Origin of the sequence: Corallococcus silvisoli (assembly GCF_009909145.1) — a bacterium.
Lineage (GTDB): Bacteria > Myxococcota > Myxococcia > Myxococcales > Myxococcaceae > Corallococcus > Corallococcus silvisoli.
Genome location: NZ_JAAAPJ010000015.1, coordinates 116,050 through 135,359, shown reverse-complemented (window position 1 = coordinate 135,359; position 19,310 = coordinate 116,050). Strand labels below are relative to the sequence as shown.

Here is a 19,310-nt window from a genome sequence, read left to right as displayed (position 1 = left end):
CGCATGACGCTCACCGAGATGCTTCCCCTCCCCCTGGCCGTCGTGGAGATCGGCTCCCTGGGCGAGCAGCTTGCAGCGGCGGGAGGCCTGGTCATCACCGCGGCGGCGGCGCTCTGGGCCGCGTGGACCCGCCCGACGCAGCAGCCGGCCCCGGTGCCGGTGCCCGCGCGTCGCGGTCCTCCGCGCCGCCGCTAGCCGTCCCCGGCGGTCCCTGCTGATTCGGGTCCCGGCCCGGCGCGTCTGGACGATGCGCCGGGCGGCCCCCTCCGAGCGGGTCTCCCGCTCAGCGCTTCATCGCCAGCGACAGCGCGAAGTCTCCGTCCGCGTCCGTCCACCACGCGGCCAGGTCGAGGCCCGCGTCGCTGAGCTCCGACTGCACCTGCTCGCGACAGAACTTACAGCTCACCTCCGTGCGCAGACATTCGCCCTGCGCGAATTCCACGCGCCGGCCCAGGTCCTCCAGCCACACGGACTGGGGCTTGCGCGAGATGAGCCGCATTTCGATCCACTTGTTCGTCTCATCGAACGGGGCCAGGTGTTCGAAGGCCTCCGGGTCGAAGTCCGCCTTCAGCTCGCGGTTGAGCACGCGCAGCACGTTGCGGTTGAAGTCCGCCGTCACGCCCGCGCTGTCGTTGTAGGCGGCGAAGAGGCGCTCGCGGTCCTTGATGAGGTCCGTGCCCAGGAGCAGTCCGTCCCCTGGCCGGAGCCCGGAGGACAGCTCGCGCAGGAACAGCGCGCGCTCGCGGGGCTTGAGGTTCCCGATGGTGCCGCCCAGGAAGGCGATGAGCCGGCGGCCGCCGCCCGGGATGCGGCCCAGGTGCTGCTCGAAGTCCCCCACCACCGCGTGCACGGTGATGCGCGGGTACTCGCGCGCCAGCCCCTCCGCCGCCTTGCGCAGGAAGGCCTCGCTCACGTCGAAGGGCACGAAGCGCTTGAGCTGCCCGGCGGCGTCCATCGCGTCGAGCAAGAGGCGGGTCTTCTCGCTGGTGCCGCTGCCCAGCTCCACCAGCGTGTCCGCGCCGCTCAGGTTCGCGATGTCGTCCGCGTGGGCGTGGAGGATCTCCCGCTCGCGGCGCGTCGGGTAGTACTCCGGCAGGCGGGTGATGTCGTCGAAGAGCTGGCTGCCGCGCTCGTCGTAGAGCCACTTGGGCGAGAGCTCCTTGGGGCCGTGGCAGAGCCCTTCGAGCACCTCGGCGCGCAGCGCGCGCTGCGCATCCCCGGGCTTCACGTACACGTCCACCTTCACGCCCGTCGCCGCGGTGTCCACGCCCCCTGCCTCACCCTGCTCCGTCCTCATCCTCATGCGTTCCTCACCTCACGTCCCGTGCACAGCGAAAGCCGGCGAAGATCTGCCGCCGGATGGGGAAGTCCCAGTTGCGGAAGCTGTTGCGCACCGCGACCGGCGCGCTCGCCCAGGCGCCGCCTCGCAGCACCTTCGACGTGGCGCCGAAGAAGACCTCCGAGTACTCGCGGTAGGGAAAGGCCCGGAAGCCCGCGTACGGCTGGAAGTCGCTGGCGGTCCATTCCCAGACGTCCCCCACGAGCCCCCAGACCCCGTCCGCGCCGCGGCCCGCCGGGTGGCTGCCCACCGGTGACGGTCCCCAGCGCGTCCCGCCCAGGTTGGCGTGCGCGTCCGTGGGCTCGGCGTCGCCCCAGGGGTACTCGCGCGCCACGCCGTCGCTGCCCTGCGCGGCCTTCTCCCACTCGGCCTCGGTGGGCAGGCGCTTTCCGGCCCAGCGCGCGTACGCGTCCGCTTCGTACCAGGACACGTGCTGCACGGGCTCATCCCTGGGCAGCCGCTCCACCGTGCCGAAGCGGCGGCGCAGCCACACGTGCGAACCCTGCGGCATCCAGAACAGGGGATGCTTCAAGCCCTCCGCCTGGAGCCACGCGAAGCCCTTGGGGTCCCACCAGCGCGCGTCCTCGTAGCCGCCGGACTCCACGAACACGAGGTAGTCCCCGGTGGTGACGGGATGCGCGTCCAGCAGGAAGGGCGCCACGTCCACGGCGTGCCGGGGCCGCTCGTTGTCGTAGGCCCACGCGGAGGTGCTGCCCAGGTGCACCGGGCCGCCGGGGATGAAGACCTCGGATTGGGGCACCGCGCCGGGCCGGGGGCGCGGCGCCTCCACCGGGTGGTACTCCACGTGCGTCATCAGCTGCAGCGTGGCGGCCAGCGTCTCCGCGTGCTGCTGCGCGTGCTGCGCCACCATGCCGAAGACGCAGCCCCCGGTGAGCAGCGGATCCGCGCTCGCGTCTGGCAGCGTCTCCAGGTGCGCGCGCACCGCTTCGCGCACGCGGGTGGCGTAGGCCCAGGCGGCCTCGGGCTCCAGCAGCGGCAGCGCGGAGCGGGTGTTCCGGGGGTGGCGGAAGGCGTCGTAGATGGCGTCGAACGCGGGGTCCGTGAAGGCCGGAGCCCCCAGCGCGCGCAGCAGCCACTGCTCCTCGTAGTTGGCCACGTGGGCCACGTCCCAGACCAGCGGGGACATCAGCGGCGAGTGCTGCCGCATCAGCTCCGCCTCTGGCAGCGGCGCCAGCATGGCCTGGATGCGCTCACGCCCCGCTTCCAGCTCCCGCCACGCGCGCGCCTTCCACCGCGTGTCGTCCCTCGAGGGGGTGCTTCCTTGTTCCCTGCTCCTCAGCGACATGGTCGGCCCAAGGTAGGAAGGGGCTCCGGGCCCCGCTAACCCCCCGGGCCCCTCTGGTAAGGGACTCCCGTGAGGGAACGCACGTTTGCGGGCCTGCCTGCCCTTCGTCATTCCGCGCAGTCCTAACCGGAGGCTCCCGCGCTGTCGGGTGATTCTGGACCGAAAGGTTCGTTTTTTCCCAAAATATTGGGACGAAATACGGTCTTTCGGCTCAGGGAGGTGGGGGCGGGCGGCGCGCGCGGAGCCGATCCATCAGGAGGAGCAGGTCGAAGCGGGCGGGCAGGTGCCACCGGCGCCACATGGCCCCCAGGCGCAGGGCGCTGGCCGCGCAGATGGAGAGGGTCTCCGCCAGGGGCGCGGGCAGCGCCAGGCCCACGGCGAGCGCGACGTACAGGAGGCCGCAGAACAGGGCCACGGAGGTGTACAGCTCCCCGGGAGAGACGAGCGCGGTGCGCTCCCCCAGGAGCACGTCGCGGATGACGCCTCCGCCCACGGACGTGACGATTCCCAGGAACACCGCGGACGGCAGGGGCAGCTGGAACGCGAGCGCCTTCTCCAGCCCCAGCACCACCCAGAGCCCCAGCAGGAGCGCGTCCACCACGTCGAGCGCCCGGTACAGCCGGGACAGCCACGGCACGAAGAGCACGGCGAGCACCGCGCACGCCACCACCGCCAGCAGGTAGCGCGAGGAGCGCAGGGCCGCGGGCTGCTGCGCGAGCAGCACGTCGCGCACCATGCCGCCGCCCACGCTGGTGCAGGTGGACACCGCCAGCACCCCCATCACGTCCGCCCCTCTCCGGAGCGCGTGCAGGGCCCCCGACAGGGCGCCCAGCCCCACCGCGCCCAGCTCCAGGTAGACGGGCAGCATCAGCATGGGCCCAACCTCCCAGAGCGGATGTCCTCGCCCCAAGGGGGCCACCCCGCGGGGCTGGCCATCTGTCCACAAGTAGTCGGGTTATTCTGGGAAGGCGTGTCCGAGTGGGGGAGGGGGTCTCTATGCTGCGGGCATGTTCCAGCCCGCGCCGCGCAAGCCCGTGCTCGTGGTGGAGGACGACGATGATGCTCGTGCCGCCATCGCCGAAATCCTGGAGGGGGAAGGCTATGAGGTGGCCGTCGCCGCCAATGGCCGTGAGGCCCTGAACGAACTCCAACACCTGCCGCCGCCGAGCCTCATCCTGCTGGACCTGAGGATGCCGGTGATGGACGGCCCTGAGTTCCTGCGCCACCTGCGCGCGGACTGGCCGCGGTTGAGGGCCGTGCCGGTGCTGCTGCTCAGCGGCGTGGGCGCGGAGATGCTGCCGGACACGGGCGGGCTGCTGCGCAAGCCCATCGTCCCCGACGAGCTGGTGGCCACCGTGGGCCGGCTGGCCGGCCGGGACGCCTGAGGCGGGCGGCCGCGCGAGAGGGCCAGGGCTTCAACCCACGCGCGTCACCGCGAGCAGCGTGAGCGTGCTGGCGCGAGGGTCGCGCTCGTAGAGCAGCTCCAGGCCGTGGCCCTCCACGCGGTAGCGCGCGGGCCCCGCCACCGAGTCCTGGTTCTTCGACCGCTCCGCCAGGCGCGCCAGGGCCTGCTGCAGGGCCTCGAACGCCTCCGCGGACATGCGCCCCACCTCCCGCCACGCGGGCGGCGCGTAGTGGACGCGGTACGGGAGGATCAGGCGGTTTCGGGCGGAAGACTGGGGCACGGGTTCGGTTCCTTGGCGGAAGACGGCCCTTGCGAACCCCATGCCTACCTGTGCTCCCGGGAATTCCAGGCACTTTCACGCCTGACGGCCCTGACGGCCTGAAGAAGTTACGGATCCGCCGGAATCGTGGGGGAAGAAATGACGGGCCACCTGACACTTCGGGGAGGGAGGTGGAGGGGGGCCTGGCCGCCTGCCCGGGCGTCGGTGTGGCGGGCCACCGGTGCGGGGTGGCTGCCCCCTTCCGCGCGGGGTGCGCAGCGTTGAGCAGTGGACGGGCCCGCTTCCGGTGCCCGCCGCCCTCAACTCAAGGAGGCACACCCATGGCACGGCGGATTCCCACCCCCTGGTCGCTGACGAACGGGCTGCTGTTCGGCGTGGCCGCGGGGGTGATGCTGGCGCTGGCGGAGACGGCCCTGGCGGTGGCGGCGGGGGAGTCTCCCTTCGTCCCGGTGCGGATGACGGCGGCGGTGGTGCTGGGGACGCCCGCCTTCACGCCGCAGGTGTCCACGGCGGCGGCGGTGGCGGTGGGGCTGCTGGTGCACCTGGTCATCGCGGCGGGCTGGGGGGTGGTGTACTCGCTGCTGGACGCGATGTTGCCGGTGGATGGGCGGGGCCGGTGGGAGTTCCAGGCGGCCGTGGGGATGCTCTTCGGCATCTTCGTGTGGCTGGTGGACTTCCAGCTCCTGGCGCGCGGCTACTTCCCGTGGTTCCTGGGCGTTCCGCAGTTCCTCCAGATTGTGTGGCACGCGGTGTTCATGGGGCTGCCCATGGCGATGCTGTTCACGATGGCGGAGCGCCGGCGCGCGCCCGTGCCGGAGCCCTCGCCGTGAGGGGGGCGGCCGGGGTGCGCGGGGGAGGGAAAAAACGCCAGAGGTAAGGTGACATGACCCGACCTTCAGGGTTATGCCGTGCGGCCGAGGCCATGGAGGCGCTTCCTCGCGGGGACTGGCAAGGGCATGGACACTGAACTGGCGGGCATCCTCGGCGCGGCGGCGCGCACGGTGCGGGTGCGGATGGGCCTGACCCAGGCGGACGTGGCGGATCGCATCGGCATGGCGTCGGAGGTGTATGGCCGGCTGGAGCGGGGCCACATGCTGCCGAGCGTGCAGAACCTGCGTCGGCTGTGCGTCGTCCTGAACATCCCGCCGCACGACCTGCTGGGGTTGGGCGAGGCGTTCGCGGCCCCTCCGCCGAAGGAGAAGCCCCGGGCGCGGAGTGACGAGGACGTGCCGGAGATGCGGCGGCTCTTGCGCAACCTGCGGCGGCTGACGCCGGTTCAGCTGAAGCTGATGAACCTGGTGGCGTCCGCGATGCAGCAGCAGAAGAAGAAGCCCTGAGGGGGTGAGGCGTTAGACTGGTGGCACCATGGTGGAAGAACTGGTGCGCAGGCTGGACCTCAAGCCCCATCCGGAGGGCGGGTATTTCCGGGAGACCTACCGTGCGGCGTTCCAGGTGCAGACGCTGCGGGGGCGCAGGTCCGCGGGGACGGCCATCTACTACCTGCTGACGCGGGGTGAGTTCTCCGCCTGGCACCGGGTGGTGGGCGCGGACGAGCTGTGGCTGTTCCACGATGGCGAGCCCCTGGCGCTGCACCTGATGCACGAGGACGGCCGGCTGGAGACGGCGGTGCTGGGCCGGGACGTGACGAAGGGGGAGCAGCCGCAGGTGCTGGTGCCGGCGGGAGTGCTCCAGGCGGCGGAGCCGCTGGGCGCGTACACGCTGGTGGGCTGCACGGTGTCGCCGGGGTTCGACTTCGCGGACTTCGAGTTGCCGGAGGCGGAGGTGATGGTGGCCCGCCACCCCGCGCACGAAGCGCTGCTGCGGAGGCTGGCGAAGCCCGGGCCGCGCTGAGGGGTCAGGTGCCCCAGGGGCGCAGGGGCGTGAGCATGCCCGCGTCCTGGAGGCGCCGCTGGACGTCCGCGGCCAGCGCGACGTGGGCCGGGTTGGAGGCGGTGAACCGCTCCTGCGTGAGGGTGATGAGCGTGCCCCGGTCCGGGAGGCGCTCCACCTGGACGGGGGTTGGGAGCGGGGGGACGGGGCCGCGGAAGTCGGCGAAGTACATGACCCAGCCGACCGTCCAGGAGACAGACGGAGTTCATGTGTGTCGCGGCGCTGCCGCAGTGACCGTGGACCTTCGAGGTCTCCTCCTCAGTGAGGCCCGCCCAGAGCCAGAAGCGCGACATGTCCATGAATCGGCTGGCCTTGCCCTTCAGGAGCTTCGAAAGCGTGGCCGCGTCTGGCTGCACCCGCAGCTTCCGTGCTTGCTCGAACGTCGCGGCTGTCTGGTGCCAATGCCTCCACGTAGGCTCCAACGGGCCCAACTGGCGGAGGAACGACTCCAGACGATGGGCGCAGGCCTCGACAGGTTCCGGTCGAGCCAACCAGTAGCAGCCTGAGTAATACGTCTCCTTCATGGTCGCGGCATTCCTCGCCCGGCAGCATGCGGCCCGCTCCCAATCCCTGACAACCACCCCCAAAACACAACGGGGCGGAAGGCCCGTGAGGACCTCCCGCCCCGAAGGGTCCGGCTTCAATCGCTGTCGGCTAGTGGTTCTTCACCGTGAAGTTGAAGCTCTGGATGACGAAGTTGTCCACCGCGTCCGTCATCCACACGTCCACCGTGTGCGTGCCATCCAGCAGCTCGCGGGTGTCCAGCTCCGCGGTCCAGGTGCCGTTCGGCTGGAGCGTGCCGGCGCGGATGCCCGACCCGTCCCGCGTGAAGGCCACGTTCTTGATGGCGCTCAGCGCGTCCGTCACCCGGGCGGACAGCGTAATCACCCCGCTGGCCGTGCTGCCCGGGGCCGGCGTGAGGAGCGTCGCCGTCGGCGCCTGGGTGTCATAGCGCACGGTGCGCGTGGTGCGGACGTTGCGGCCCGCCTCGTTCGTCACGTCGATGGTGAACGTGTTCACCCCCGACGCCAGCGTCACCGACGTCTGGATTTCACCGCCGCCGCGCGGCAGCTGGAACGTCTGGCTGCCCAGCTTCACCGTCGTGCCAGACATGGACGACACGCGAATCACATACGGCAGCGTGTGGTTCGCGCGCGGCCCGAAGGTGGCGCCGTCCGCCGGGTCCGTCGTCACCGTGGGGGTGCCGGCGTCCACGAACACGTGCACCACGGCCTCCGTCACGTTGCCCGCCGAGTCCGTGGCGCGCACCAGGATGCCCTGATGGCCGAAGTTGGGCAGGCTCACCGGGTGCGTCACCGAACCGGTGCCGAACTCCAGCAGCGTGCTGTTCACCCACTGCGTCTCCACGCGCGTCGGGGTCTGCTCGTCAATCAGGCTCGTCACGTCCACGATGGCCGTGCCCACCACCTGGCCCTCCACCGGCGACTGGATGGTGATGACCGGCGGGATGCGGTCCACCGTCAGGTTGATCTGCTTCGTCGTGATGCCGCCCAGGTTGTCGCGCCCCGTGAGCTGGATGATGTTCGGCCCCTCCACCAGCTCCACCGGCGTGTACACCAGACCGCCGCTGGCCTCGGGGTTCACCACCACCGGCGTGCCGCCGTTCACGATGAACGCCGCGTAGGTGATGACCGCGCCGTTGGTCGCGGGCTTCACGAAGCCCCACACCGACAGCGTCGTCTCGCGGAGGAACGCGGGCTGGTTGCCCATGATGACCTCCGGCGGGGTGTACGGATAGGCATTGATGACCAGCGTCTGGGACGCCGTGCTGCCCAGCAGGTTCGGCTTGGCCGGCTGCAGCGTCACGCCCGAGTACACCGCGCGGTAGTCCTGCGCGCCCGTGGCGGACCACGTGTCCGTCGCCAGGCTCCACGGCAGGGAGAACACGCCGTCGCCGTCCGCGTCGTCATCCGCGCCAATCGCCACGCCCGCCACGAAGAACGTCACGACGCCCTTCAGCGGCCCCGTCACGATGACGTTGGACGCGTCCCGCACCCGGGCCGACAGCAGCGTCGCCTGCCCGATGGTCACCTGCGCGTTCGCCGCGGGCGTCAGGATGGCCGTCGTCGTCGCCACGCCCGTCACCGGCGGCGGCGGCGGCGTGTACGTCCGCACGCGGGCGGAGGCCGACACGCCCACCGCGCCACCCGAGGCCGCCTTCACGGTCACCTCCGACAGCAGCGACGGCAGCAGGTTCGCCGGAGCGCGCACCGTGAGCGTCACCGTGGACTCCGCGCCGGAGGCCAGGAACACCGTGGGCCGGCTCAGCGTGGCCGTCCAGCCCGGCAGGCCGCCCGCGGCGCTCAGCGTGTACGTGTCCGCCTGGTAGCCGTGGTTCTTCACCTTGAACGTGTAGGTCGTCTCCTGGATGGCCGGGTCGTAGATGGGGAACATCTTCGTGTCCTCGCCCACCACGGACACCTCCACGCTGAAGTCGCCGAAGCACGCCAGACCCAGCGACGCGAACGTCGTCGGGATGTCCGGCGACGCCGTGCCCGAACCCCAGCTGCCGTCCGCGGCCTGCCGCGACTTCAGCCACTCAATCGCGTTGAACAGGCGCGCGTTGCTGGCCGGCTCCAGGCCCGCCAGGCACATCGCGTACACGCCGATGCCGGTCGCGAAGTCATTGGACGCCTCCGACGGCAGGTTGCCCCAGCCCTTGCCGCTCACCGCCGGCATCGCCACCATCTGGTTCGCCAGCGTCTGGATGGCGGTGGTGTTCACCCCGTTGGTGCCCGGGCCCGCGGCCTTCAGGCCCACGATGGCCCACGACTTCTGGAACGTGTACGGCATGCCGTCGCCCGTGCCGGACGTGTCGTTGTTGTTCAGGTTCGCGCGCAGGTACGCCGCCGCCTTGTCGATGGCCGTCTGGTACGCCGCCGCCTTCGCCGGGTCCACGCGCTGCTTCGCCTGCGCCAGCGTCACGATGAAGCGCGCGGTGAGCGGCACGCTGCCGTGGTCCACCGGGAAGTTGATGTGGTCCTCCGGCCACCGGCCGCTGGCCTGCTGGATGCCCAGCGCCCAGTTGGCCGCCATCACCAGCGCGCTGCTGTACTGCGTGGACACGTACTGGTCGAAGCCCGCCAGGCCGAAGGACGCCCAGCTCGTCTTCTCGTTCGGGTACGCGGAGCCCTCGTGCAGCCAGTTGCCCGCGGGCTTCTGGTCCGTCTTGATGCGCTCGGCCAGGAAGTCCAGGTTGCCCTGGATGGTGCGGCCGTTGCTGGTGGCCTGGGCCATGTTGTAGCCGTTGGCCTTGGCGCTCGACAGACCGAACACCGCCGCGCCCTGACGGTGACACGCGATACAATTCTGTGACGTGGTCCAGTTGGCCACGTCCGAGCTCAGGAATTGGATGGCCTTCTGCGTGGCCTCCGTGTTGGTGGCCGCCGCCGCCGGGAGGGCAAAGGCAGACAGCAACACCGCCGCGAACGCAGCGAGGCACGCCGCCCAACGGGGCGACGAACGGTAGACAACAGGTGACATGAGGGGTCCAGGGGCCTACGGGTGGGCACGTCCCAGAGCGCGGGAGGCCCGTCCCAGCGCACACCCCGGCCCGTCCACCCGCGCTCGACTCGCGCGCCCCGGTGGTCCGATACCTGCGTCTGACTGGGAAGATGCACCCCGCGAAAGGTGTGCGGGGCAAGAATACTCAAGCTTGGCTGTATTTGTCCAGGGAGGGGGAAGCGCCTCTAAACCCAGAATTCAAGGACAGACAGTCAAGCTTGTGAGTCCTCCGGGACTCATTCTCCCTGTCTACCGCTGGTGCGCTTCCACAGCTCGCGCAGCAGGATGATGCCGAATTGTGAGTCGTTGAGAATGTATCGGCGCCACAGGCGCTTGGGCTCATGGGTGAGGCGGTAGAGCCACTCGAAGCCGGCCTTGGAGATCCACTCCGGGGCGCGCTTGGCGGTGCCGGCGATGAAGTCGAACCCGGCGCCAATGCCAATGGCCACCGTGGGCCCCAGCTTCTGGGCCACCTGGGAGATCCACACCTCCTGCTTGGGGCTGCCCAGCGCGACGAAGAGCAGGTGCGGATCCTTCTCCCGGATGCGCGCGACGATGGGGTCGTTCTGCGCGTCGCCGGCGTCCAGGTTCACCATGGGCGAGTCCCAGCCCACCACCTCGATGCCGGGGTACTCCGCCTGGAACTGGCGGCCCACCTTCTCCGCGACGCCGGGGCCGGCGCCCAGGAGGAAGATGCGCCACTTGCGCTCGGCGCCCAGCTTCACCAGGGGGAGGATGAGGTCGGAGCCGGCGATGCGCTCCGGCAGGGACACGTCCAGCATCCGCGACGCCCAGACGATGGGCATCCCGTCCACCACGGAGATCGTGGCCTTGGCGTACGCGTCGCGGAAGCGGGTGTTCGTCTCCGCGAGCACCACGTGGTCCACGTTGGCGGTGAAGACGTAGCCGCCCTGGTGCGCGTCCACCAGGGCGCCAATGGCGGTCACGGCCTCCGGGAAGGACAGCTGATCAATGGCGAGCTGGCCGATGCTCAGGCGCGGGCGGGGAGAGGCGGCGGCGGGGGCGTGTGCGGTGGTCAAGGCGTCGTCTTCACTTCACCGTGAGGTCCAGCACGGTGATGGAGTAGGGGGGAAGGCGCTGCGACAGGGTCTGGTCGGCCTGGGTGCCCTGGGCCTGTTCGGTGAAGCCGCCGGGCGCGCCCGAGTAGCCCAGCACGCGCACGGTGTTGAGCGCGCCGCAGCCCTTGAACTCCAGCTGCGCCTGGGCGGCCTGCTCGGGGTCGAAGTTGAGCAGCACGGCGGTGAGCTTCTTGCCGGAGGCGTCCCGGGACGCGAAGAGGCTGGTGCCCTCCGGCGCCGTGGTGGACAGGGCGTTGTCCTGGAAGCGGCCGCCCTTGCCGTCGAAGTCGCGGTACGCGCGGAACGCCCAGAACGTGGGGCTGTTCTCCGCGGGGTACTGCCAGAAGAACGCGGAGGTGAGCCCCTGCTGGCCGAAGCGGCCCAGGGCCTCCGCCTGCGCCAGGCCCCCGCTCATGTGCTTCATCGCGCCGAAGTTGTACTCGCCAATGGACAGGCCCCGGCCGGGGTAGTTCTCCGAGATCCACTGCTTCACGCGGGGGATCAGCTGGATGGGCTCCGCGATCCACGACTCGTCCTTGTAGGTCGGGTCCCACAGCGCGCGGGTGGAGCGGATCCGCCGCGCGTTGGTGTCCGGGTCGGTGGCGCCCTCCAGGCCCAGGCCCACGTTGCTCTGCGGGTAGAAGTGCACGTCCACCACGTCCAGCACGCGCACGCCGGTCTTCTTCTCGTGGTCGCGCAGCTCGCGCAGGTACCAGGGGAGGAGCGCCACGTCGCCGTGCGCGCGCCGGTCGGTGTAGGGCGGGCGGCCGGGGGCGAAGTCGGCGGCGGACCAGAAGTAGTTCGTCCAGCCCCACTCCGCGGGGCCGGCGATGACGGCCTCGGGGTCCGCGCGGCGCACGGCGGTGCCGTAGTCGATGGTGCGCTTGAGCAGCTCGTCGTAGGTGAGCGGCTCGGGGTGCACGTCCCGGTGCGTGGAGCTCCAGAGGGCGGGCTCGTTGTCCAGGATGTACATGTTCACGCCGCGCGCGCCGCCGCGCCTGGCGTCCGCGGCCTTCAGCGCCTTCACCCATTCAGAGATGAACTCCGGCGGGGCCTGCACGCTGGTGGCGGTGGGCGCGGCGGGGACCAGGGGCGTGCCGTCGCGGCGCACGCCGTTGCCGCCCGCGGGCTCCGTGTCGTCCTGGGCCTGCTGCGGGCCGAAGTCCGCCACTGGGAAGCCCACGGCGGACGTGTCCTTGGCCACCCAGCCGAGCAGCGGCAGCGTGAGCGCGGACTGCATGTTGTGCTGGCGGTTGGACTCCAGGAAGTCATCCGCGCCGAAGCCCAGCTGCACGTTGCGGAAGTACCAGTCGTTGCCGGTGTTCCACGCGCGCCCCAGCTTCCAGTTGTAGCGGGAGGTGGGGTTGCCGCCCCAGCGGCGGATGGTGGCGCCCAGCTTCCACTGGTGCGTGTCCGTGGTCTCCTTGTTGCCGTCCAGCGCGATGCCGTAGATGAGCGGGCTGATGGGCTTCGCGGGGCCGGAGCAGTCGATGACCATCTTCGACTCGCGGCCGTCGCCCCGGCCCATGCGCCCGCCGCCCGCGGCCCTGGCGGCGGCGATGTCCGGCGACAGCGGCACCAGGGCCACCTTGTCGAAGAGCACCCAGTCGCGGCCCACGTCCTTCGAGGCGCGCATCACCACGCGGTCGAACGGCTCGTTGCGCGGGTTGAGGACCTCCATGGGCACGACGACCTCCGCCCACTCGCGGTCCTTCCGGACGATGAACTCCGGGCTGATCCGCACGTGCGGGAACACCCGGGGGCCCGCCGAGTCCAGGCGCACGTCCAGGAACTCGCCGTAGGCCTCCGGCGCGGTGAAGCGGAAGCTCAGCGCGCCATACGCGCCCGCGAGCTTCGGCTGGTAGAGGATCCACCCGCCGTAGTTGAACATCCGCAGGCGCGCGGGGGCGCTCTTCGGCAGCTCGCGCGGCGCCCACCCGATGTCGTTCCACCCGGGCTTGAGGCCGCCGTCGTAGAGGACGACGGAGGCCGTGGCATCCGCGGGCGCGGGGGCCGCGTCCTTCGCGGGCGCGGGGGGGCCCTGCTGGGCCATGGCCACGCCGGCGCCGCCGCCCAGCACCGCGCAGGTGAGGATGACGGTCCGCTTCCACCGCGCCTGCTTCGCCTTGTCAGCCATGACCTTCACCCCATGCCCCGGAACGAAGCCCGGCACCGCGGAACGACGACGACAGCTCGGCTACAGCGGGACCTCGTCCAGGTCCTTGCGCGGGAAGATGCGCGCGGGGATGCCCACCGCCACGCTGTCCGGCGGCACGTCCTGGAGCACCACGGCGTTCGCGCCGATGCGCGAGCGGGCGCCAATGCGCACCGGCCCCAGGATGCGGGCGCCGGCGCCAATCCAGACGTCGTCCTCGATGGTGGGGTAGCCGTTGTCCTTGGCGGTGCCCACGGTGTTGTTGCCGTAGAAGCGCACGCGGTCGCCGATGCGCGCGTCCCCGCCGATGACGACGCCCAGGCTGTGCACGAAGTACACGCCCTTGCCCAGCGTCACGTCCTTGCCAATCTCGATGCCCATCACCGCCGTCTGGGCCACGCGCAGCACGTGGTTGACCAGCGGGATGTGGAACGCGAGCGCCGCCTCACGGGCGCGGTTGAGCGCGGTGATGCGGTACGAGTCGCTGGTCAGCACCACCTTGGCGATGGACTTCGCGTCGGACGTGCCGGTGGCGGCCTTGGCCATCTCCAACGCATCCGAGATGAGGGCTCCGAACATGGCTTTCATCCTTGGGGATTTCCCCGGCCCTGCAGGTAGCGCGCGACGCCCTTGGCGACGCCCTTCCAGCCGCCGGCCTCCGTGCGGGCGCCGCGCAGGTACTCCATGCCGTACGCCACGGACGTGCCCGCGAACGCGGCGCCCTTCAGGCCCAGCTTGTCCGCGACGCCCGAGGCCGTGACCACCGCGTTCGTCAGCCGGCGCGACGCCTCCGGCGCCATCACCGCGGAGGCCAGCAGCGGGCGCGACAGGAGGTTCGTCTCGAACAGCAGGCGCCAGGGGTTCACGCCCTTCACGTCCGGGTGCTTCACGGAGACGTGGGTGTCGAACATGCCGTAGCGGTGCGCGCGGCGGATCCACTTCTCGAAGCTGACGTGGTCGCTGCCGTGCAGCACGTAGGCGTCCGGCGCGAAGAGGAACGCGCAGCCGGCCTTCTCCAGGCGCAGGCCCAGCTCCACGTCCTCGGACTGGCCCAGCGTCTTGTCGAAGCCGCCCACGCCCACGTAGTCCGCGCGGGGGAAGGACACGTTGCCGGTGTACAGGTGGTTGCCGCGCGCCTTCGCGCCGGGGACGGACAGCTCCTCCGCCATGCGGTTGTTGAGGTGCGCATACCAGCGCTCGAACAGCGGCATGTCGCCGATTTCGGGGTCCGGCCGGATGCGGCCCAGCACCACGTTGCGCGAGCCGTGCGGGTGGTGCGCCAGGTGGCGCGCGAGGAAGTCGGAGGCCACCTGCATGTCGTCGTCGGTGACGAGGACGGTGGGGGCCTTCGCGGCCAGCACGCCCCGGTGCCGCGCGGCGGCGGCGCCCGCGTTGGCCTGCACCTCCACGCGCAGGGTGTAGGGCAGCTTCAGCGCCAGCAGCGGCCCGCGCACGTCGGTGGCGGAGCCGTCGTCCACCACGACGACCTCGAACTCCTCCGGCGGCAGCGTCTGGCCCGCCAGCTGCTGGAGCAGCCGCGTGATGAGGGGCAGCCGGTTGTACGTGGCGATGACGACGCTGATCCGGGGGGCCGGGGAGTCGGAAGGGCTCATGGCTTCTTCTTCTCCTTCTGTTTGGCCTTGTCGGCGCGCTGCTGCTTCTTCGTGGGACGGGGGAAGGTGACGCTGCCGGCGAAGCGCTCGGGGCCCACCAGCTGGAGGGTCTTCTGGGCGGAGCCGAAGTCCGTCTCACCCAGCGTGATGACCAGCAGGGCGGTGTCCGCGGCGAGCGCCAGCGGGATGCTCGCGGGGTGGGTCAGGAGCGAGTCGATGACCACCACCACCCGCTCCCCCTGCTCCACGCGGCGGCGCACCTCCTGGACCAGGCGCGGCGCTCCGGCGGGCTCGATGCCGGTGGCGTCCACCAGGCGAAGGGGGGGCTCCGGGTAGGGGGAGCCCGCCTCCATCAGCGCCTGGGCCGCGTCCAGCGCGGGGGCGCCCGGGTGGGCCGGGACGACCGCGAGGTAGCTCCAGCCACGGCGGTCCAGCGCGAACCACAGCCGCGACAGCTCCGGTGAGGGCGCGGCGCTCGGGGGCGGGGTCTCCTCGGGGGATGACGGGGGGCTCGAATCGGCGGACATGGGAGCGCGGACGGTATAACGCATCGAGGCGTCAGCGCCCAACGACCCGGGCGGGCGGGCAGCCGAAGGAGCGCGCCACCGGTCTGCTGTCACGCATGACACCCCCAAGGCCCGGGCTCGGACCCGTCATGGCCGAGGGGAGATGGGGACGCGGCGTGTTATGGAAGGCGGGTGCAGAAGATCGGCTACCTGATTCCCGAGTTCCCCGGGCAGACCCACATCTTCTTCTGGCGCGAGTTGCAGGCGCTGCCGGGGAAGGGCGTGTCGCCGGAGCTGGTGTCCACCCGTCCTCCGCCCGCGCGCATCATCAGCCACAGCTGGGCGCGCGAGGCGATGGCGCGCACGGAGTACCTGGCGCCGCCGGGGCCGTGGGGCGTGGCGAAGGCCGCGCTGGAGGTGGCGAGGGCCATGCCCACGGGCTGGGCGCGGTGCCTGGCGTCCATCGCGAGGGCGGAGGGGCTGGACGCGAAGGGGCGCGCGCAGCTGCTGGCGTTCGCGGTGATGGGCGGCCGGCTGGCGTCGCTGGCGCGCGAGCGCGGGTGGACGCACGTGCACGTGCACTCCTGCGCCAACGCCGCGCACGTGGCGATGTTCGCGCACCTCTTGTCGGGCCTCACGTACAGCATGACGCTGCACGGGCCGCTGGACGACTACGGGCCGAACCAGCGGGAGAAGTGGCGGCACTCCCGGTTCGCCTTCGTCATCACGAAGAAGCTCCTGGGGGAAGTGAACCAGGAGCTGGCGGGGAGCCTGCCGGAGCGCATCGAGCTGGCGCCCATGGGCGTGGAGCTGGCGCGCTTCCAGCGCACGGTGCCCTACGAGCCGTGGTCCGGCGAAGGCCCGCTGCGGCTGTTCGCGTGCGGCCGGCTGAACCCGTGCAAGGGGCACGCGGACCTCATCGACGCGGTGGGGATGCTGCGCAAGAAGGGCATCGACGCGCGGCTGTCCATCGCGGGCGAGGACGAGGCCGGCGGCACGACGTACCGCAAGGTGCTGGAGGCGAAGCTCCAGCAGGACGGCCTCCAGGACGCGGTGACGCTGCTGGGCGCGGTGAGCGAGGACGTGGTGAAGGACGGCATCCAGCGCTCGCACCTCTTCGCGCTGGCCAGCCTCCAGGAGCCGCTGGGCGTGGCCATCATGGAGGCCATGGCGATGCGCGCGCCGGTGGTGGTGACGGGCGCGGGCGGCGTGAAGGAGCTGGTGGACGACGGCGTGGACGGGGTGCTCGTGCAGCCGCAGGCCCCGGTGGAGCTGGCGGAGAAGCTGGAGAAGCTGGCGCGCGACCCGGCGGAGGCGGTGCGGCTGGGCGAGGCGGGCCGCCGCAAGGTGGAGCAGCAGTTCAGCAGCGAGCGCAGCGCGGACATGCTCGCGCAGATGCTGGGCGCGCGGCCGTCGTAGCCGCGCGCCGTGGAGGCGCCGTGCGGCTCACCTTCAGCGCACGGCCTTCCAGAAGAAGAGCGCGGTGGCGCGCTTGTTCCGCTTGTCGCCCTTGCCGAAGTACGCGGTCGCCGAGTGCACGAAGTCCGCGCGGTAGACGACGAGGCGGTTGAAGACGTTCTCCACCTCCACGTCCTGCGCCCACGCGTTCGCCGGCAGCTTCGTCACGCCGAAGGCCTGGGTGAGGTTGACGCAGCCAGGAGGGCAGGTGTTGCCGCCCAGGCCCCCGCTGGGGAGGCGCAGGCGGAAGAACGACGTGCCCACGTGCTTCACCGGCGGCTTCGGGTGCAGGTAGATGACGCCCGCGTAGTCGCACAGCGCCAGCGAGTCCACGTGCGGCTTGGCGGTGGACTCCGTCTCTCCCACCAGCTGCACGTGGTTGTGGGACAGCGCGCCCTGGGTGGGGGCCTCCTGCTTGAGGCCGCGCACGCCGGTCTGTTCGCGGATCCACGCCTCCACTGGGGCCAGCTCCTCCGGGGTGAGGGCGTGGGGGGCTCGGATGCCGGGCCAGATCTCCGGGCGCCACGGCGCGCCCAGGGTCCAGTCCTCGCGCGCCAGGTTGCGCTCGTAGACCTCCAGCGCGTTGGGCAGCACGTTCTCCTTGATCCAATAGTCCCGCCCCAGCTTCGGCTTCCGGTAGGGAAGCACGTCGCGAACGGCTGACTCGGGACGCCTGGGTTCCGCCATGACCGACACCGCCTTCCCGCGCTCCGCGGCGACCGGGGCGCGGAGCCCCGGATGCCACGGTGGCGGCGGTTACAGCACGCCTCGGGCCGTGACACCCGCGGCGTCAGGAGGGCGAAACATTTCGAAACAGACCGCGCATGCCTGGCTGCTTCCTTCCGGGGGGGAAGGGCCTCCCGCCGTGACGGGAGGCGCGCCGTGCGGGGCGGGGTTCTCAGGGCACTTCGTACATGGCGACCACTCCATCCGCGGCCGGGCCCAGGCCGAAGGTGGTGGGGTTCTCGATGATGACGGAGCCGGTGTTCTCGATGGTGCACTCGCTGCGCAGCAGCTGGGCCTCTCCCGCGTCCTGGCAGTGGGTTCCGCCCACCCAGGCGAGCGTGATGCCGTGCCTGCTGCCGTCCGTGGAGCGCACCTGCGCCTCGATTTCGTAGTGACCCTGGTTGAGGCTCCAGCTCACGCGGCGGCCGTCGTTGAGCAGCAGCGGCTCCGACCGGACCTTGCGCACCACGGTCACGGGCGTGGAGGCGGTCCGCTCCCCGGCGGACGCGACGAGGTTCGCGGTGCCCACCGACACGGGGGCGAGCGCGCCTGCCTCCACGCGGAAGATGGAGGGATTGGAGGACCCCAGCGTCACGGGCACGTCGTGCAGCACCGCTCCGCTCGCGTCCAGGGCGGAGACCGCCACGGCCACGGGCGCGTTGGGGATGATGAGGCGCGAGGCGGAGGGCATGCGCAGCGTCTCCACCAGCCGGCAGCGCAGGGGCTCCTCGCGACGGACGGGGCCCGCGGTCGCGGAGAGGGTGCCATCCCCGGAGCGGAGGCAGCGCACGCCCGCGGATGCCGTGACGACCGCGAGGTCCGGAGGGGCCACGGCGAACCGGGGCCGCGCATCCTCCAGCACGTCGCCGCCCTGGGTCAGCACCCGGGGCTGGAGGGCGACCTCGCTGGACGACAGCACGTAGCCGGGGGGCTGGAATTCGATCCGCGCGGGGGCACGGTCACAGGCCCCTGCGCACAGCATGAGTGGAACAGTGGGGAGGAAACGCTTCATGGCTCTCCAGGGAGGAGGGAAACCCGCAGCGTCTCGCATCCGCCCCGGAAGCACGCTCACCCGGAAGAGGTAGGGACGCGCGAAAGACGTTCCCCCTTTCGTGCAATCACCCTCCAGGGCCGTCGCCGTCCGGAGCCTCCCGGAATGACCACTGTCTGTCATTCCAACACGCTTCTGTCGGAAACCCCGGCACCCCTGCCCCTGGTGGACACCCGAAAGACAGACACTGGATGCATTCGCGACAGCCAGGATGGAAATCGCCGGGTGGGATAGGATTTCCAGACACTCTTGGTAATTCCAGGAAAAGTTGCTCTGCCGGACCTGGAAAGCTTTGTCATCATGGTTCCTGCACGGAACGCCGCTCGGGGGGCACTCCATGGCTGACAAAGAGATGCAGACGTTCGCAGCGCTGGTCATCCAATTCCGGTCGGGGCTGTTGAAGCACGCCCAGCGCATCCTGGGGAACGCCGCGGATGCGGAGGACCTGGTGCAGCACGCGCTGGACGAGGCGTGGAAGGAGCGGCTGCACCTGCAGGGGGCGGAGGCCTTCCGGGCGTGGACGGGGCGGGTCATCAACACGCGGGCCATCAGCCTCTTGCGGCATCACCGGGCGGAGCAGCGCAAGGCGGTGAACGCGGGCTGGGTGACGGTGCTGAGCGATGATCCGGAGGAGGGGGAGGGTGGGGAGCTGTGGACGTTCATCCAGGAGAAGGACCTGCGCGAGGCGGTGGACCGGCTGCCGCCGCAGCAGCGGGAGGTCTTCCACCTGCGGGCGCAGGGGCGCTCCTACGTGAGCATCGGGGTGCAGGTGGGCCGCTCCACCGGCACGGTGGGGTGGTGGCTGCACCAGGTGCGCGAGCAGCTGCGGGAGCGGCTGCTGCCCATCGCGGAGCAGCGCCGGCTCTCCGTGGGGGCGTGGCACTGACCCACGAGGGGCTCGGGCCTACCCCTTCAGAGGGATGGTTCGCAGGTCGGACCTTGGGTTGATTCCGAGATCCTCATTCCGAGGATCAACG

Annotated in this window: 20 protein-coding genes and 1 pseudogene; 7 read left to right on the top strand and 14 right to left on the bottom strand. The window is 71.0% G+C overall.

The features are described from left to right. Positions 1-3 precede the first annotated feature (3 nt). Positions 4-195, top strand: coding sequence for a hypothetical protein (locus GTY96_RS28005; RefSeq protein ID WP_143907573.1), 192 nt, complete (start codon positions 4-6; stop codon positions 193-195). A gap of 88 nt (positions 196-283) precedes the next feature. Here the strand turns inward: GTY96_RS28005 and egtD are convergent, their stop codons facing one another. The 3 genes from egtD to GTY96_RS27990 all read right to left on the bottom strand — a co-directional run bounded on the left by egtD (position 284) and on the right by GTY96_RS27990 (position 3,519). Then, a complete protein-coding gene (gene egtD, locus GTY96_RS28000; RefSeq protein WP_143907575.1) occupies positions 284-1,303 on the bottom strand; it encodes an L-histidine N(alpha)-methyltransferase in 1,020 nt (339 codons plus the stop codon). Between the two features lie 7 nt (positions 1,304-1,310). Beyond that, positions 1,311-2,645 carry an ergothioneine biosynthesis protein EgtB gene (gene egtB / locus GTY96_RS27995; protein WP_161666326.1) on the bottom strand — a complete coding sequence of 445 codons (1,335 nt, stop codon included), beginning with the start codon at positions 2,643-2,645 and terminating at the stop codon, positions 1,311-1,313. Between the two features lie 211 nt (positions 2,646-2,856). Then, positions 2,857-3,519, bottom strand: a complete 663-nt coding sequence (locus GTY96_RS27990; RefSeq protein WP_161666325.1) for a trimeric intracellular cation channel family protein — start codon at positions 3,517-3,519, stop codon at positions 2,857-2,859. Positions 3,520-3,652: 133 nt separating this feature from the next. Between GTY96_RS27990 and GTY96_RS27985 the strand changes: the two genes are divergently transcribed. Further along, on the top strand, positions 3,653-4,030 hold the full coding sequence (locus GTY96_RS27985) for a response regulator (protein WP_143907581.1): 378 nt from the start codon (positions 3,653-3,655) through the stop codon (positions 4,028-4,030). 30 nt (positions 4,031-4,060) lie between these two features. Here GTY96_RS27985 and GTY96_RS27980 read toward each other — a convergent pair whose 3' ends face one another. Continuing rightward, positions 4,061-4,330: a hypothetical protein gene (locus GTY96_RS27980; protein WP_143907583.1), complete on the bottom strand. Its 270-nt coding sequence runs from the start codon at positions 4,328-4,330 to the stop codon at positions 4,061-4,063. Between the two features lie 320 nt (positions 4,331-4,650). On the opposite strand from GTY96_RS27980, the gene GTY96_RS27975 reads away from it, so the two are divergent. The 3 genes from GTY96_RS27975 to GTY96_RS27965 all read left to right on the top strand — a co-directional run bounded on the left by GTY96_RS27975 (position 4,651) and on the right by GTY96_RS27965 (position 6,181). Beyond that, positions 4,651-5,160, top strand: a complete 510-nt coding sequence (locus tag GTY96_RS27975) for a hypothetical protein (protein WP_161666324.1) — start codon at positions 4,651-4,653, stop codon at positions 5,158-5,160. A 126-nt stretch (positions 5,161-5,286) separates the two neighbouring features. After that, positions 5,287-5,667 (top strand): helix-turn-helix domain-containing protein, encoded by a 381-nt coding sequence (locus tag GTY96_RS27970; RefSeq protein WP_143907585.1) that lies wholly within the window; start codon positions 5,287-5,289, stop codon positions 5,665-5,667. A gap of 28 nt (positions 5,668-5,695) precedes the next feature. Further along, complete coding sequence (locus tag GTY96_RS27965) at positions 5,696-6,181, top strand: cupin domain-containing protein (protein WP_143907587.1); 486 nt, start codon at positions 5,696-5,698, stop codon at positions 6,179-6,181. A gap of 4 nt (positions 6,182-6,185) precedes the next feature. On the opposite strand, the gene GTY96_RS37965 is transcribed toward GTY96_RS27965, so the two are convergent. From GTY96_RS37965 to GTY96_RS27930, 8 genes and pseudogenes are all read right to left on the bottom strand, one after another. Next, a complete protein-coding gene (locus GTY96_RS37965) occupies positions 6,186-6,392 on the bottom strand; it encodes an Imm52 family immunity protein (RefSeq protein WP_235685915.1) in 207 nt (68 codons plus the stop codon). A 24-nt stretch (positions 6,393-6,416) separates the two neighbouring features. Continuing rightward, positions 6,417-6,744, bottom strand: a pseudogene (locus GTY96_RS38620) (Imm52 family immunity protein); the annotation flags it as partial. Between the two features lie 130 nt (positions 6,745-6,874). Then, on the bottom strand, positions 6,875-9,724 hold the full coding sequence (locus GTY96_RS27955) for an Ig-like domain-containing protein (RefSeq protein ID WP_143907589.1): 2,850 nt from the start codon (positions 9,722-9,724) through the stop codon (positions 6,875-6,877). A gap of 257 nt (positions 9,725-9,981) precedes the next feature. After that, a complete protein-coding gene (gene epsA / locus GTY96_RS27950) occupies positions 9,982-10,785 on the bottom strand; it encodes an exopolysaccharide biosynthesis glycosyltransferase EpsA (RefSeq protein WP_161666323.1) in 804 nt (267 codons plus the stop codon). A 10-nt stretch (positions 10,786-10,795) separates the two neighbouring features. Then, a complete protein-coding gene (gene epsB, locus GTY96_RS27945) occupies positions 10,796-12,961 on the bottom strand; it encodes a GH44 family glycoside hydrolase EpsB (RefSeq protein WP_161666322.1) in 2,166 nt (721 codons plus the stop codon). Between the two features lie 60 nt (positions 12,962-13,021). After that, positions 13,022-13,558, bottom strand: coding sequence for a serine O-acetyltransferase EpsC (gene epsC, locus GTY96_RS27940; RefSeq protein WP_014400828.1), 537 nt, complete (start codon positions 13,556-13,558; stop codon positions 13,022-13,024). Between the two features lie 5 nt (positions 13,559-13,563). Continuing rightward, positions 13,564-14,592 (bottom strand): exopolysaccharide biosynthesis glycosyltransferase EpsD, encoded by a 1,029-nt coding sequence (epsD, locus tag GTY96_RS27935; RefSeq protein ID WP_143907595.1) that lies wholly within the window; start codon positions 14,590-14,592, stop codon positions 13,564-13,566. Then, positions 14,589-15,119, bottom strand: coding sequence for a hypothetical protein (locus GTY96_RS27930; protein WP_235685914.1), 531 nt, complete (start codon positions 15,117-15,119; stop codon positions 14,589-14,591). Before GTY96_RS27930 ends, epsD begins: the two co-directional genes overlap by 4 nt. A 171-nt stretch (positions 15,120-15,290) precedes the next feature. Between GTY96_RS27930 and epsE the strand changes: the two genes are divergently transcribed. Continuing rightward, positions 15,291-16,517 carry an exopolysaccharide biosynthesis GT4 family glycosyltransferase EpsE gene (gene epsE / locus GTY96_RS27925; RefSeq protein ID WP_161666321.1) on the top strand — a complete coding sequence of 409 codons (1,227 nt, stop codon included), beginning with the start codon at positions 15,291-15,293 and terminating at the stop codon, positions 16,515-16,517. 33 nt (positions 16,518-16,550) lie between these two features. Here epsE and GTY96_RS27920 read toward each other — a convergent pair whose 3' ends face one another. Beyond that, positions 16,551-17,243, bottom strand: coding sequence for a hypothetical protein (locus GTY96_RS27920; RefSeq protein ID WP_143907601.1), 693 nt, complete (start codon positions 17,241-17,243; stop codon positions 16,551-16,553). A 211-nt stretch (positions 17,244-17,454) separates the two neighbouring features. Beyond that, positions 17,455-18,294 carry a hypothetical protein gene (locus tag GTY96_RS27915; protein ID WP_161666320.1) on the bottom strand — a complete coding sequence of 280 codons (840 nt, stop codon included), beginning with the start codon at positions 18,292-18,294 and terminating at the stop codon, positions 17,455-17,457. Between the two features lie 376 nt (positions 18,295-18,670). On the opposite strand from GTY96_RS27915, the gene GTY96_RS27910 reads away from it, so the two are divergent. Next, positions 18,671-19,219, top strand: coding sequence for an RNA polymerase sigma factor (locus GTY96_RS27910; protein WP_143907605.1), 549 nt, complete (start codon positions 18,671-18,673; stop codon positions 19,217-19,219). Positions 19,220-19,310 lie beyond the last annotated feature (91 nt).

Bases quoted from the DNA above. Each gene is read 5' to 3' on its own strand.
- GTY96_RS28005 (WP_143907573.1), top strand. From the start codon at position 4: ATGACGCTCACCGAGATGCTTCCCCTCCCCCTGGCCGTCGTGGAGATC.
- egtD (WP_143907575.1), bottom strand. From the start codon at position 1,303: ATGAGGATGAGGACGGAGCAGGGTGAGGCAGGGGGCGTGGACACCGCG.
- egtB (WP_161666326.1), bottom strand. From the start codon at position 2,645: ATGTCGCTGAGGAGCAGGGAACAAGGAAGCACCCCCTCGAGGGACGAC.
- GTY96_RS27990 (WP_161666325.1), bottom strand. From the start codon at position 3,519: ATGCTGATGCTGCCCGTCTACCTGGAGCTGGGCGCGGTGGGGCTGGGC.
- GTY96_RS27985 (WP_143907581.1), top strand. From the start codon at position 3,653: ATGTTCCAGCCCGCGCCGCGCAAGCCCGTGCTCGTGGTGGAGGACGAC.
- GTY96_RS27975 (WP_161666324.1), top strand. From the start codon at position 4,651: ATGGCACGGCGGATTCCCACCCCCTGGTCGCTGACGAACGGGCTGCTG.
- GTY96_RS27970 (WP_143907585.1), top strand. From the start codon at position 5,287: ATGGACACTGAACTGGCGGGCATCCTCGGCGCGGCGGCGCGCACGGTG.
- GTY96_RS27965 (WP_143907587.1), top strand. From the start codon at position 5,696: ATGGTGGAAGAACTGGTGCGCAGGCTGGACCTCAAGCCCCATCCGGAG.
- GTY96_RS37965 (WP_235685915.1), bottom strand. From the start codon at position 6,392: ATGTACTTCGCCGACTTCCGCGGCCCCGTCCCCCCGCTCCCAACCCCC.
- GTY96_RS27955 (WP_143907589.1), bottom strand. From the start codon at position 9,724: ATGTCACCTGTTGTCTACCGTTCGTCGCCCCGTTGGGCGGCGTGCCTC.
- epsB (WP_161666322.1), bottom strand. From the start codon at position 12,961: ATGGCTGACAAGGCGAAGCAGGCGCGGTGGAAGCGGACCGTCATCCTC.
- epsC (WP_014400828.1), bottom strand. From the start codon at position 13,558: ATGTTCGGAGCCCTCATCTCGGATGCGTTGGAGATGGCCAAGGCCGCC.
- epsD (WP_143907595.1), bottom strand. From the start codon at position 14,592: ATGAGCCCTTCCGACTCCCCGGCCCCCCGGATCAGCGTCGTCATCGCC.
- GTY96_RS27930 (WP_235685914.1), bottom strand. From the start codon at position 15,119: ATGTCCGCCGATTCGAGCCCCCCGTCATCCCCCGAGGAGACCCCGCCC.
- GTY96_RS27920 (WP_143907601.1), bottom strand. From the start codon at position 17,243: ATGGCGGAACCCAGGCGTCCCGAGTCAGCCGTTCGCGACGTGCTTCCC.
- GTY96_RS27915 (WP_161666320.1), bottom strand. From the start codon at position 18,294: ATGAAGCGTTTCCTCCCCACTGTTCCACTCATGCTGTGCGCAGGGGCC.
- GTY96_RS27910 (WP_143907605.1), top strand. From the start codon at position 18,671: ATGGCTGACAAAGAGATGCAGACGTTCGCAGCGCTGGTCATCCAATTC.